At 37.2% G+C, this 12,874-nt stretch carries 13 protein-coding genes; 9 read left to right on the top strand and 4 right to left on the bottom strand.

Features of this window, described 5'->3' with window-relative positions; genetic code table 11:
* The 5 genes from JML65_RS21935 to JML65_RS21915 all read left to right on the top strand — a co-directional run.
* Nucleotides 1–1,467, top strand: a 1,467-nt coding sequence (locus JML65_RS21935; protein WP_202272206.1) for a hypothetical protein, incomplete at its 5' end; no start/stop codon positions are given.
* A gap of 138 nt (nucleotides 1,468–1,605) precedes the next feature.
* A complete protein-coding gene (locus tag JML65_RS21930; RefSeq protein WP_202272204.1) occupies nucleotides 1,606–2,205 on the top strand; it encodes a GrpB family protein in 600 nt (199 codons plus the stop codon).
* A gap of 12 nt (nucleotides 2,206–2,217) precedes the next feature.
* Nucleotides 2,218–2,613 carry a cytidine deaminase family protein gene (locus tag JML65_RS21925; protein ID WP_084085657.1) on the top strand — a complete coding sequence of 132 codons (396 nt, stop codon included), beginning with the start codon at nucleotides 2,218–2,220 and terminating at the stop codon, nucleotides 2,611–2,613.
* 29 nt (nucleotides 2,614–2,642) lie between these two features.
* Complete coding sequence (locus JML65_RS21920) at nucleotides 2,643–3,488, top strand: GNAT family N-acetyltransferase (protein ID WP_202272202.1); 846 nt, start codon at nucleotides 2,643–2,645, stop codon at nucleotides 3,486–3,488.
* 107 nt (nucleotides 3,489–3,595) lie between these two features.
* A complete protein-coding gene (locus JML65_RS21915; protein WP_202272200.1) occupies nucleotides 3,596–4,879 on the top strand; it encodes an ectonucleotide pyrophosphatase/phosphodiesterase in 1,284 nt (427 codons plus the stop codon).
* 76 nt (nucleotides 4,880–4,955) lie between these two features.
* On the opposite strand, the gene JML65_RS21910 is transcribed toward JML65_RS21915, so the two are convergent.
* Complete coding sequence (locus tag JML65_RS21910; protein WP_202272198.1) at nucleotides 4,956–5,834, bottom strand: NAD(P)H-binding protein; 879 nt, start codon at nucleotides 5,832–5,834, stop codon at nucleotides 4,956–4,958.
* Between the two features lie 173 nt (nucleotides 5,835–6,007).
* Here JML65_RS21910 and JML65_RS21905 point away from each other — a divergent pair, with 173 nt between their 5' ends.
* Nucleotides 6,008–6,367, top strand: a complete 360-nt coding sequence (locus tag JML65_RS21905; protein ID WP_202272196.1) for a winged helix-turn-helix transcriptional regulator — start codon at nucleotides 6,008–6,010, stop codon at nucleotides 6,365–6,367.
* A gap of 477 nt (nucleotides 6,368–6,844) precedes the next feature.
* Here JML65_RS21905 and JML65_RS21900 read toward each other — a convergent pair whose 3' ends face one another.
* Both JML65_RS21900 and JML65_RS21895 read right to left on the bottom strand, forming a co-directional pair.
* Nucleotides 6,845–7,897 carry an NAD(P)-dependent alcohol dehydrogenase gene (locus JML65_RS21900; protein ID WP_084085652.1) on the bottom strand — a complete coding sequence of 351 codons (1,053 nt, stop codon included), beginning with the start codon at nucleotides 7,895–7,897 and terminating at the stop codon, nucleotides 6,845–6,847.
* Between the two features lie 33 nt (nucleotides 7,898–7,930).
* Entirely contained in the window at nucleotides 7,931–8,335 is a 405-nt protein-coding gene (locus tag JML65_RS21895; RefSeq protein WP_084085651.1) for a cupin domain-containing protein, read from the bottom strand.
* 130 nt (nucleotides 8,336–8,465) lie between these two features.
* Between JML65_RS21895 and JML65_RS21890 the strand changes: the two genes are divergently transcribed.
* The 3 genes from JML65_RS21890 to JML65_RS21880 all read left to right on the top strand — a co-directional run bounded on the left by JML65_RS21890 (nucleotide 8,466) and on the right by JML65_RS21880 (nucleotide 11,317).
* A complete protein-coding gene (locus JML65_RS21890; RefSeq protein WP_202272194.1) occupies nucleotides 8,466–9,368 on the top strand; it encodes a helix-turn-helix domain-containing protein in 903 nt (300 codons plus the stop codon).
* A 203-nt stretch (nucleotides 9,369–9,571) separates the two neighbouring features.
* Nucleotides 9,572–10,909 carry a carboxylesterase family protein gene (locus JML65_RS21885; protein ID WP_202272192.1) on the top strand — a complete coding sequence of 446 codons (1,338 nt, stop codon included), beginning with the start codon at nucleotides 9,572–9,574 and terminating at the stop codon, nucleotides 10,907–10,909.
* 240 nt (nucleotides 10,910–11,149) lie between these two features.
* Nucleotides 11,150–11,317 (top strand): hypothetical protein, encoded by a 168-nt coding sequence (locus JML65_RS21880; RefSeq protein ID WP_179140043.1) that lies wholly within the window; start codon nucleotides 11,150–11,152, stop codon nucleotides 11,315–11,317.
* A gap of 79 nt (nucleotides 11,318–11,396) precedes the next feature.
* Here the strand turns inward: JML65_RS21880 and JML65_RS21875 are convergent, their stop codons facing one another.
* Complete coding sequence (locus tag JML65_RS21875) at nucleotides 11,397–12,869, bottom strand: alpha-amylase (protein WP_202272190.1); 1,473 nt, start codon at nucleotides 12,867–12,869, stop codon at nucleotides 11,397–11,399.
* Nucleotides 12,870–12,874 lie beyond the last annotated feature (5 nt).

Here is a 12,874-nt window from a genome sequence, read left to right as displayed (position 1 = left end):
GCTAAAAACCCCAAACAAACTGCTGGATTTGAAGTACGCCCTTCACATCTTTACCTTAAATTCAATCCTAAAAATGAGGATGAAGTAGGGTTGCTGAAGCAGGATTCTACCATCCATTACTTCGATTACAGATTGGATGCTGAATATGCAGAAGGATTCCTTGAAAACAGAGCTCCGGACAGAGACTCTATTCCCGTTTATTATACTGCAGTTCCGGTAGGAAAAAACCTTCCTGCGGTTGAGCATGAAGTTCTGAGCGAATTATATATCCCAGAACAAGATCCTTATTTTTCCGATATTGATGATATAGAACGCTATGAGGTTACTGGAAAGTTATCCAATAAAACGGATCTGTTTAATAACCTTTTATACTTAGCCTATGAGCTTACAGGGAATGAAGAAGATCTCCTTACCGATGATTCTACCCCACAGGCAAAATGGATCTTTGGGAAAAAATGGTATCCAAGCGGAAGAATTCAGGTCAAAGATGATATTTTAGATGTAGTACCGGTAACCGGAGCTCAGGTATTGATGAGGCAGTGGTTTACTGTAGCCCAGGGAATCACAGACGGAAACGGATATTTCTCCACTTCCTCTGTACGTGGAAAAGCAAAATATGTTATCCAATGGGAAAGATATAACTATAGCGTGAGAAACGGATCTATTTTCCAGGCAGAAATGAAAGGGCCAAATGTGAAACAGCAGGCATGGTATCCTGTTATTGATGGAGGAGAAGATGAGTATCACGCTCTGATACACCAGGCAGCACATGATTTCTATTATGGATATAGATTTGGACTGACTTCTCCACCTATGAATAATCATATCTATAATTTTGGAAGACAGAGCCAGATCAAGATTGCAGCCCGCAAAACAGCCCCGTGGGGAGTACCTTCTTCTTATTCTCACATCAGAAGTGAACTTACTTTTGGTTTATCAGCCCAGATCCATATTAAAGCCTATGGAAGATTGTCTGATATGGTGTACGGAACAACCATTCATGAATTGAGCCATGCACTGCATTCAATTATAGACAGATCGGCGTATAATGATATTTGCCAGGATTCATTCTTGTCTTTCAATTCTGCAGTTAAAAACCGAAACCGAAGACTGCTTGAAAGCTGGCCAACTACTGTGGAAACTTTAATGACATTGGAAAGGTATAAAAGAATAAGAGGATATGCCGTTTACAGATCTACCGGTTCCAATAACTTCCAGAACCGTACCATCAGTGCTGAAAATCATTATACTTCAGGTGGGTATGATATGATTGACGGGCATAATCAGAATGGTATGTATGGAGTAGGATATCCTGCCGACAGAGTGACCGGATATACGGCTTCACAGCTGGAACAGGCTCTTAAAGGGTCTAGAAACTGGTATCAGTGGAGAGATAAAATAAAGAATAACTATTCTAATCCTACCAGTATATATCTGGATGAACTTTTTGCCAACTGGCCGGATTAATCACATTATAAATATTTTCAGTAATACCTCTGATTTTTCAGAGGTATTATTATTTTATTTGGTGGCTGAAAATCTTAAAAGGCTTAATTTTAAAGGGATTGGTTGATTTTTTATATATTTGTGTATAGCCAGACTCCCATGAAAATTACCTTTGAAAAATACAGTCCTTTCTGGAAAAAACAATTTGAAACAATTAAAAATGAGTTGAAGGACAGTATTGGTTTTTTGAATCCACAAATTGAACATATCGGGAGTACATCCGTGGAAAACTTATCTGCAAAACCTGTGATAGACATTATGATTGGAGTGAAAAATGAAGAGGAGCTGGATAAGATTCCTCCGTTATTGCGGGGACAGGATTATGTTTATTATCAGAAGTATAACGAGGAAATGCCATACCGTCGTTTCTTTATTAAGCTTATAGATCAGCCTCAGAATCTAGGATTTCCGGAAATAATTAATGCTGGAGATGAAATTCCTGAAGGAATTCACGATCATAAGCTTCGTATTGCCCATATTCATGCAATTCCCACTTCCTCTGAACATTGGCTTCGCCATATCGCGTTTCGGGATTACTTGCGGACCCATCCTGAAGTGAAAGATGAATATCAGCAACTAAAAGAATATTTGAGTGAAAAAGAATGGCATGACGGGAATGATTATAATGAAGGAAAAGATCCATTTATCAAGAGAGAAGAACGAAAGGCTGTTGAGTGGTATTTGGAACACCGAAAATAAAGAATTAATGCAATGAAAAAAGACTTAAAGGAAATCGCCGGCCAATTGGCAAAAACCAAGAGACTGAATGATTTTATAGAATATGGAGGAGTTGCCGCAGCTATTGAAACTACCAACGGAAATGTATATACCGGAATTAGTATAGATACAGCCTGTTCTATGGGATTTTGTGCGGAACACAGTGCTGTAGCTGAAATGCTGAAAAATGGAGAGCATAAAATCAAAGCCGCGGTGGCAGTAGGAAATGATGGCAATGCCGTGCCACCCTGTGGACGCTGCAGGGAATTGATGAGCCAGCTATCCAAAGAAAACCTCAATGCTGTGATAGAAGTGAAAAACGGAATATTTGTAACCTTAAAAGAATTAATGCCTTACGACTGGAAAGAAGATCTGGAAAGAGAATGGTAATTTTTTAACTCATAATTTTTATTAAACCAATGGAATTCAAAACTTTAAAAAATACTAGTGTAGAGGAGCTTTTATCTGTATTTAATCTTTCTTTTTCTGATTATATTGTTCCTTTCCATTTGACAAAAGAGGTGCTGATCTCAAAAATTAATGCTGAAAAAATAGATTTTAACTTATCGGTAGGAGCATTTGAGTCCGATCAGTTGGTAGGATTTATTCTTAATGCTGAAAAAACAGAAGATAACCAAAGAATAATCTATAATGCAGGAACAGGAGTGGTTCCTGAAAGCAGAGGAAAGGGGCTGGTAAGAAAAATGTATGATTTTATCCTTCCCTTGTTAAAAGACCGAAAAGTAGACACTCTGCTCCTTGAAGTGATTGATGGAAACAAACAGGCAATCAGAACCTATGAAAACTTAGGGTTTACTATGGTACGGAGACTGCTTTGTTTTAATGGAAATATTAATTTGCAACAGACAGATTCCAATATTGTTATAAAAGAACTGGAAGAATTTCAATGGGACAATCTCCGCTCTTTCTGGGATATTGAACCATCATGGCAGGGTTCTGTTTTTGTCCTTGAAGATATGCGCAAAGACTGTATAGTACTGGGGGCCTATAAAGATGAAAAGCTGGCAGGATATGCTTTTTATAATCCGGCAGCAAGGAAAATATACCAAATAGCAGTTGATAAAAATCACAGAAGACAAGGAATTGCAACCAGGCTTTTCGAAGCTATTAAAGAGAAAAATAATGGAGAAGCGGTGTCCTTAAATAATGTAGATGAGGTTTCAGAAAGCACCTGTCATTTTCTTAATGAAAGAATAGGTCTTAAAAATTGGGTATCGCAGTTTGAAATGAAACGGGCGGTATGATAATGTGTATATTTTTAATCAAAAATAAATGGTTTTAATATACTTTTAATCTCTTAAACTTTCCGGGGAGCAGGATAGAATGTAACTTTGCTGAAATTTTTAAAACAATGAAGCGAGGAATACATTTTTTACTATTGTTTATTTCCTTTACGGTTTTTGCCCAGCAGGCCACTATTGATACAGCCCAGATAACTGTCCCGGGTAGACAAAATACGATAGAGACTCAGTCAAAACCTTATGTGATTATGATCTCAACGGATGGTTTTCGATATGATTATGCTAAAAAATACAATGCCGAAAATCTCCTGAAACTCTCTAATAATGGGGTACAGGCAAAGGCCATGATTCCAAGCTATCCGAGTATTACATTTCCTAACCATTGGAGCCTGATCACCGGACTTTATCCTTCTCATCATGGGTTAATAGATAATTTTTTCTACGATTATAAGAGAAAAGAAACTTATGCCATGAGCAATAAGAAAAATGCAGAAGATGGAAGCTGGTATGGCGGAACTCCACTGTGGGGATTAGCTGAAAAACAGGGAATCGTATCTGCCTCTTTAATGTGGGTAGGTTCTGCCAGCGATGCCGGAGGAATGAGACCCAGCTATTATTATCCTTATCATGAGAAATTTACACCTTCTGAAAAAATAGAGAAAGTAGTAAACTGGCTCAAGTTACCCGAAGATAAAAGACCTCATTTTATTTCATTATATTTTCCGGAAGTAGACGGAAGCGGACATCATTACGGACCCGATACGAAAGAAACCGAAAACGCAGTTCATTTAATTGATCATGCCATTGGTGACCTGGTTCAGAAAGTAAATGATTTAGGCTTAAAAAATGTCAATTTTATTTTTGTTTCCGATCATGGAATGATCAAAGTGGATGGCGGGGCTCCGCTGGAAATTCCAGCTGTACTTTTTGATAAAAACAGGTTCGATTTTTATAATTCCCAGACCTTATTGAGAGTATATGTTAAAAACCCTGCTGAGGTCAAATCGGTTTATAAAGAACTGAAGGCTCATAAAACAGAAGACTACGAAGTTTACCTGGATAAAAAGCTTCCCAAATATCTCCATTTTGCAACAAGAGATGATCAGTACAACAGAATAGGGCAGATTCTTCTGATCCCGAAAGCACCCAAAATATTCCTTGAGAAAGGAAAGAAAACATCGGTAGGAAAACATGGTTACAATCCTAGGATTGTTCCTGAGATGAAAGCAACATTCTATGCCTGGGGGCCTGAATTTAAAAATAATTTAGTAGTAGATGAGTTTGCCAATATCAATGTTTATCCTGTAGTCGCTGAAATTCTAGGATTAAAAATTGACCAGCCTATTGATGGAAAGCTGAAAGTCTTGAAAGAAATATTGAAGGAGAAAAAATAATTGAATCACAATGATTACTTCAAAACCCGTATCGGCGCACCTTTGGTGCGCCGATACGGGTTGATATCCAAATGAATTAAAACTTGGAAGAAAATTCTTTGGCAAAATCTTCCAGCTTTATATTTCCTGTAACAGGGGATCCATGATCAATGAAATCCTTCTGTACAACACCTGTTCGTATTCCTCTTCCCATTTCAGTATACAGTTCTGCCATATCCTGAGGAAGTCCGGCCTGTAACATTCCGTTGAAAGAATCTTCATCTGAAAATTCTACCCATGGCAGTTCAGGTTTTTCTATGGCAGCTCCCAAGACTTTGGCAAAATCAGAAGCCTTTCTGTTATCACTTACAATATAACGTATGGTCTTACCATTTCCTTCTTTTACAAGCTCTTCAGCTGCTGCTTTAGCAATATCGTTAGGATGTACCAGCGGAACTTCAATATTTTCAGGATAATTACCTCCAATAATTCCTGCATTTTGAATCAGGGGAATATCATTGAAAAAATTAGTATAAAAATATCCGGCTCTTAAAAATGTAAATGAAGTATTTTCTACCTCATGATATAGTTTTTCAATCTGATGAAGCCCTTTGATAGGTCCGTTCTCTACAGGAGATTCTGCCCCTACACTGCTGAGCATAACAGCTCTTTTTACATGGGCTTTTTTTAATGCTTCGGCATAATTTTTTCCTGCATGAACAGTATGGTCAACGATATTATTTTCGCTGATAGCTGGTGGGGTCATGACGAAAACGGCATCGGCTCCCTCAAATGTTTTGGTAAGGAAATCCGTGTCTGTAATAGATCCGATAGCAGGAAAGGCTCCCAATGATTCTATATTTTGTTTTCTGTCTTCGTTACTGCTGATTACTGTAACGTTATGTCCTTCATTGACTAATTGCTGTGTTAAAGGCTTAGCTACATTTCCTAATGATCCTGTGATGATGATTTTCATATGTAAATTTTTTTATTGTTTTTTAACAGCTATATGTAATCGCTGAATATTAATTAGTCTTGAATAAACTAATCAGGTGTTAGCGATTTTGTAATAAATATTTTTTTATTTCTGAATACAAAGTTATATTTGTACTTACTTTTATACAAGTACTTACCCTAAAGTATGTAAAAATGACAGCAATTAAAGAAAGTTCAACCATTCAGGAGAATAAAAAAGTACTACAGGATTGTCCTGTAATGTATGTCATGGAAAGGATCGGGGGATTCTGGAAACCTATTATTCTGTTTAACCTTTCCACAGGAGAGAAAAGATACAGCGAGCTGAAAAAAGCAATTCCCGCGGTCACAGAGAAAATGCTGATTCAGCATTTAAAACAGCTGGAAGCAGATGGGCTGATCATTAGAACTGCAAGAACTGTTGTACCCCCTCATGTTACCTATAAACTAAGTGAAGCCGGTCATGGGCTAGGTACGGTGATTGATGCTATGGCAGAATGGGCATTCCAGGATATGGATGGGAAGTATAAATGAGAATATATTGTATAATGTATAATGTATAATGTATAATGTATAATGTATAATGTATAATGTATAATGTATAATGTATAATGTATAATGTATTAGTGATAATCTACCTATTGCCATTTGTACAAAGGATATAAAAATTCAATAGGAACGGGCTTTAGCCCGTTTTGGTTTGTATAAAATTCCATTGGCTTTAGCCAAAACCTATAAAAAATAAACAAAAAAGGCTCTTCAATCTGAAGAGCCTTTTCATGTTGTATAGCCAATTACAGAGACTGCATGTCAATCACAAAACGATATCTGACATCACTCTTCAGCGTTATTTAGCAAGCTTTATCAATAAAGATATTTATTCTTGATAATCTACTGTCATTTGTACGGTGGATATAAAGATTCAATAGGAACGGGCTTCAGCCAAAACCTATAAAAAATAAACAAAAAAGGCTCTTCAATCTGAAGAGCCTTTTCATGTTGTATAGTCAATTACAGAGACTGCATGTCAATCACAAAACGATATCTGACATCACTCTTCAGCATTCTTTCATAAGCTTCATTAATTTCCTGCATCTTGATCATTTCAATTTCCGATACAATATTGTGCTCTCCACAGAAATCCAGCATTTCTTGGGTTTCTGCAATACCCCCGATTACAGAACCGGCTACAGATTTTCTTCCCAAAATCATAGGAACAGTATTCAGAATAGGCTCTAAACCTCCCAGATATCCTACAAGTACATGAGTTCCACTGATATTTAAAGTAGTCACATAAGGATTTACATCATGTACATAAGGAACGGTATCAATAATCACATCGAATTTTCCTTTGACAGAATCCATTTGGGCTTCATCTGTAGAAATAATAACGTGGTCAGCTCCCAACTGTTTGGCATCTTCGGTCTTTCCCGGAGTTCTTGAAAATAAAGTCACTTCAGCCCCTAATCCTTTAGCAAGTTTAATCGCCATATGGCCTAAACCACCTAAACCTACCACTGCTACCTTAGAATTTGGACCTACGTTCCAGTGTCTCAAAGGTGACCAGGTGGTAATCCCGGCACATAGAAGTGGTGCTACAGCAGCAAGGTCAAGGTTTTCAGGTACTTTTAATACGTGATCAGAATTAACCACCACTTTCTGAGAATATCCACCGAAAGTATGGCCTCCCAAGTGTTTATCATGACCATTGTAAGTTCCTGTAAATCCATTCAAACAATACTGTTCAAGATCATGCTGGCAGCTTTCACAGTGGCCACATGAATCCACAATACATCCTACACCTGCCAGATCCCCCACTTTAAACTTGGAAACCTCGCTTCCTACCTTTGTAATCTTTCCTACGATCTCGTGTCCCGGAACGGCAGGGTAGATCGTTCCTCCCCAGTCGTTTCTTGCCGTATGAAGGTCAGAGTGACATACTCCGCAATATAGAATTTCAATTTCTACATCGGTAGCGGTAATTTCTCTTCTTTCAATATTCATTTCTTTCAGATCTGCTGTGGTAGACTCCGTACCAAAGGCTTTTACTGTAAATGTGTTCATTTGATTAATTAATTTAAGTTAATAAGTTAAGTTTTATAAATTGTTATATTCGTCGTCTGTTACAGGTTCCAGCCATTCTACAATCCCATTTTGGGTATTGACATTAATGGCGATATGTGTCAATTCACTGTCAGGTGCTGCTCCATGCCAGTGGATCACATGTGGAGGAATGTTGACTACATCTCCCGGATGTAAAACCTGGGCAGGTTTTCCTTTTTCCTGGTAAAAACCTTTTCCTGAAGTTACGATTAAAATCTGTCCACCTCCATGAGAATGCCAGTTATTTCTGCACCCGGGTTCAAAAGTGACATTTCCAATCTGGCAGTTCAGTACATCTTCATTCGGTTTTAAAAGATGAACCCAAGCTGTTCCTCCAAAAAAATAATCGGAAGGAGCTTTTTCTCCTTTCGGAAAAATGTTTGTATTAAAAGTTTCCATAACGATACAAAAGTCGAAACTTTCAGATAAACAAGACTTATACAGATTACCGAATTACTTACCAATTTTACAGACTCAGTATCTGTTCTACAAGAAAGTAGTAATTTTGAATAAGATTTAAATTTATTCAATGGAAAATCAGAAGGTTGATAAAATAAAAAGTGTTTCAGATTATAATAAAATGGTGAATCACGAGACTTTACATCCACTGGTAAGTGTGGTTGATTTTTCAAAATCTGATCCCATTTGTCAGTATAAGAGAACCTATGCATTTTATACCGTTTTTCTTAAAGATGTTATTTGTGGTGATATGTATTATGGGAAACACAGCTATGACTATCAGGAAGGAACGTTGGTTTTCATTGCTCCTGGCCAGGTAAGTGGAGTTACCAATGACGGTAAACCTATTCAGCCGGGAGGATATGCGCTCTTGTTTCATCCGGATTTGATTAAAGGAACCAATCTTGGAAAACATATAAAAGATTATACTTTCTTCTCTTATGATGTGCATGAAGCCCTGCACCTTTCCGAAAAAGAAAGGGAAATCATACTGGAATGTTTTAAAAATATCAAACTTGAGCTGGAACAGTCTATTGATAAACACAGCAAGTCACTCATTGTTAATAATATTGAGCTGTTTTTAAATTACTGCATGCGTTTTTATGACCGTCAGTTTATTACCAGAGATCATATTAACCAGGGGGTGATCGGAAAATTTGAAGATCTCGTAGATGGATATTTAAAATCTGATAATCCTAAAAATATAGGTTTTCCGATGGTGAATTACTTTGCAGAACAACTTAATCTCTCAGCCAATTATTTTGGAGACCTTATCAAAAAGGAATTGGGTGTTTCAGCACAGGAATTTATCCATAACAAATTGATTGATGTAGCCAAAGAACAAATCATGGATCAGGAGAAATCGATCAGTGAAATTTCCTATAATCTGGGTTTCAAATATCCACAGCACTTTACCCGGTTATTTAAAACCAAAGTAGGAATTTCTCCCAGTGAATATAAACTTCTGAACTGATTTTCAATACAGCTTAACACCTATTATGGGGTGGGAATATAATTGTAAAGCAACGCTCAATACCATAAGTATTCTTCTCAATAGTTTGCATGATAGTTTGTTAAGCTTAGTTTTTTTAAAAAAAATGTGATTTTTCCGGTTCAATAATTTTCAATAATTTTTTATTTTTCATAACTTTAAAATAAAAAGTTTTCAGTGTTAAAATGAAATCACAACCGAATAGAACCCATGTTTTTGAAACCCGTTTTGGAAAAATTATTGCATTAAAACAAAACGGTATTATCAAGGCTAAAAGTATTCGTTATGCCCACTCCGAAAGATTTCAATTACCTGTTCCGGTAGAATCTTCAATATCAGATATTATTCCTCCTGATAAAACTCCCGTTTGTCCGCAGATATTAAGTCCGCTGGTGGAAAAGATGATTGGAGTGACAGCTGTTGAAACTTTCGAGGCCGACGAATCTACCCAATATCTTTCTGTGACCCGCCCCGAAAATACTGTTGAAAATGAAAAACTTCCTGTAGTTGTCTGGATTCATGGGGGTTCTCATGAAATTGGCTGTGGTGATATGGATACTGCTGATCCCGCAGAATGGGTAAAGGAACAGCATATTATTGTGGTAAATGTTTCATATCGTCTTGGAATCTTTGGCTTTTTAGGAGGAGATGAAAATAGACGTCCGAATCTTGGCCTGTTTGATATCATTGAAGCATTAAAGTGGATCCAAACTCATATTGCTTATTTTGGAGGTGATGCTGAAAACATTACTCTTCTGGGGCAGTCTTCAGGTGGTGATGCGATAGCCCATCTGATGATTTCAGAAGGAACGGATGGCTTATTTCACCGGGTAATTATGCAGAGTGCTCCTTTGGGGCTACGTCATAAAAGACATAAAATGTCCGCTGAATTCCTGAAGAAAACAGAAATACTGAAAGATGAAACCGATGTTTTGAAGATGGTGGAGGAGTACAGGAAATGGGTTCCTTCCGTGTTGAAGTATGGTTTGAAAGCTGCCATGCCATTTGGAACACAATATGGATTCCCGCCCCTGTGCAGAGAAGAAGACGCTGAAACGAAATGGAAAGAAAATGCCGGGAAGTATGATGTTTTGATTGGTTTGAATAAAGATGAAACAGCATTTTATCTGAAAACCTCAGAATCTTTAGGCTCCTTTTTCAGGAAGGGCATAGGATTGAAAATAATGAATAAAACAGTTAGGAAAACCACTGAGTTTATCTATGGCCACCCGGCAAAGTTATTTGCAGATAATTATGCAAAAGCAGGAGGAAATGTTTATTTGTTCAGAATTCATTCCTTGTTGAAAGAAAATTATTTGGGAGCACCACACTGTATTGATCTGCCATTAATTTTCGGAAATGAACCAGCGTGGAAACCTTCAGGGCTGCTAAAAGATATTCCTTGGGCGTATATTCATGAAAACGGAAAAAAATTAAGAGCGCTCTGGGCAGAATTTGCCCGTACCGGGAAAATATCTGACACTGCCGAAAGACCTGAAATTCTGGAACTCCGAAAGATGTAGCTATTTATCAATCTTTCAAAATCTCTACTCTTAACAAATGTTCCAACTGAAGACATACATATTCCCCTTCCCTGGAGGAGTGATGAGAATTCAAAGAATTTTTGACAGGTTGGTCAACTGTATCTTAATTTTTTTTTCTGTGAATTATATATACTAAAACATGTGATTGATATTTATTATTCATTTATAATTGTTATTTTTAATGTATATTTAATAAATAAACCATAAAAAATAGTAATTATGAAAACAAACAAAGATTTCAAAGTAAGAAAGCTTACACGTGATGAACTGAAAAGTTTAAAAGCTGGAGATTTAAATTGGGGTAAAGTATGCTGTACTTCCACCGAAGACGGGCAATGTTGTGAATGGGCCACAGATGTTTGGAATTGTAGATACATTTATTGTTAATACCGCCTCTTGATAAAATACAAGGCATACCTGGTTATCGGATCGGATATGCCTTTTTATTTTTCCTGGAAATTGAATATTATTCTGGAATCCATACACTTACATTGCCTGCCGGAACGGGAAAATCTCCCCAGCCATTTTCATCAATCAGCACTGTATCTTCAGATCTTTTCAGCAGATCATTAAACTTTTTTCCGGCATACTGTTTTCCTATTTCCATAGGCTTGTTATAGGCTTCTTTATTACTTAGAACAACAGCACATCCCGGATGCTGATCGTCTCCTTCGCGGATCCACCCGAGACAGTTGGCATCTTCGAAATAATCCCGTTGATCACCATATGCATAATTTTTTCTTGCAGTAAGAAGTTCTTCGATGCCATCCACTTTAGGCATGAAAATTTCCTGATCATTCCCGGATCCATCTTTATCGGTATAGTGAGCGCCGTACAAATCAGGATAAAATATGCAGGGATATCCGTCTTTCCGCAATAAGATCAAAGCATAGGCAATAGGTTTAAACCAGGGTTCTACCGGAGCCTCCAGGTCTTGTAAAGGTTGGGTGTCATGATTGGCAACCAGACTTACAGCATGTAGCGGATCTGCCTGGGTAAGTGTTTCATCAAAAATTCTCCGGAGATCATAAGAATCTCCTTCTTTTGAAGCATTATGAAAATTGTTCTGCAGGGAGCTATCAAAAAGGCTCATGCAGCCTTCCGTTACTTCAATATATTTCTGAAGGAGATGAAGATATCCCGGAGCCCAGTATTCACCTACGGCAAAGATATTTTTTCCTGAATTGGAACGGAGCAAAGTAATCCATTCTTTGTAAAAATCAAAAGAAATATGCTTTAAGGCATCCAGCCTCACTCCATCAAAATCGGTCTGATCAAAATACCATTTAGCCCAATCATTAAGCTCTTCCCGCACAAAAGGATTTCGATGCTCAATGTCATTATACATGAGGTAATCATAATTTCCTTTCTCATCATCTATCATTTCTTCCCAGTCATTTCCATATTCAGACTGTATTTTAAAAATATGGGATTCCATACCTTCAGCATAATCCACTCCGCTGAAACACGTGAAATTCCACTCAAAATCAGAATATTTTTTTCCTCTTCCGGGAAATGTAAATTTGGTATAAGATTCTATTTCAATAATATCAGAAATGATTTTCTCCCTGTTGTTTTCATCTACTTTTACCGCTTTAAATTTTTCAAGCTCGTCACCTCCGGCTTTATGTCCCAGAACAATATCTACAATGATTTCTATATTGTGATTTTTAAGTGCTTTAATGGCCTTTATGTATTCATCTTTGGTACCATATTTTGTAGAGACCGTTCCTTTTTGGTCAAATTCTCCCAGATCATAAAGATCATAGGCATCATATCCCGCAGAATAACCGCCATTGGTTCCTTTGTAGGCAGGGGGAAACCATACAGAAGTGATTCCTAGTTTTTCTAAATATCCGGCCTGTTTTTCTGCTTCTTTCCACAATTTTCCATCGCCTTCAGAATACCAGTGGAAAAACTGAATCATTGTTAGGTTCATATATT

It is taken from the genome of Chryseobacterium sp. KMC2, from assembly GCF_016756935.1.
Lineage (GTDB): Bacteria > Bacteroidota > Bacteroidia > Flavobacteriales > Weeksellaceae > Chryseobacterium > Chryseobacterium rhizosphaerae.
Note: the sequence above shows the minus strand (reverse complement) of the source record. Positions and strands in the feature narration are given on the sequence as shown.

Excerpts from the sequence above, each read along its gene's own strand:
- JML65_RS21895 (WP_084085651.1), bottom strand. The coding sequence starts at position 8,335 with ATGGAAACTTTTAATACAAACATTTTTCCGAAAGGAGAAAAAGCTCCT.
- JML65_RS21925 (WP_084085657.1), top strand. The coding sequence starts at position 2,218 with ATGAAAAAAGACTTAAAGGAAATCGCCGGCCAATTGGCAAAAACCAAG.
- JML65_RS21905 (WP_202272196.1), top strand. The coding sequence starts at position 6,008 with ATGACAGCAATTAAAGAAAGTTCAACCATTCAGGAGAATAAAAAAGTA.
- JML65_RS21890 (WP_202272194.1), top strand. The coding sequence starts at position 8,466 with ATGGAAAATCAGAAGGTTGATAAAATAAAAAGTGTTTCAGATTATAAT.
- JML65_RS21915 (WP_202272200.1), top strand. The coding sequence starts at position 3,596 with ATGAAGCGAGGAATACATTTTTTACTATTGTTTATTTCCTTTACGGTT.
- JML65_RS21930 (WP_202272204.1), top strand. The coding sequence starts at position 1,606 with ATGAAAATTACCTTTGAAAAATACAGTCCTTTCTGGAAAAAACAATTT.
- JML65_RS21885 (WP_202272192.1), top strand. The coding sequence starts at position 9,572 with ATGAAATCACAACCGAATAGAACCCATGTTTTTGAAACCCGTTTTGGA.
- JML65_RS21880 (WP_179140043.1), top strand. The coding sequence starts at position 11,150 with ATGAAAACAAACAAAGATTTCAAAGTAAGAAAGCTTACACGTGATGAA.
- JML65_RS21920 (WP_202272202.1), top strand. The coding sequence starts at position 2,643 with ATGGAATTCAAAACTTTAAAAAATACTAGTGTAGAGGAGCTTTTATCT.
- JML65_RS21910 (WP_202272198.1), bottom strand. The coding sequence starts at position 5,834 with ATGAAAATCATCATCACAGGATCATTAGGAAATGTAGCTAAGCCTTTA.
- JML65_RS21875 (WP_202272190.1), bottom strand. The coding sequence starts at position 12,869 with ATGAACCTAACAATGATTCAGTTTTTCCACTGGTATTCTGAAGGCGAT.
- JML65_RS21900 (WP_084085652.1), bottom strand. The coding sequence starts at position 7,897 with ATGAACACATTTACAGTAAAAGCCTTTGGTACGGAGTCTACCACAGCA.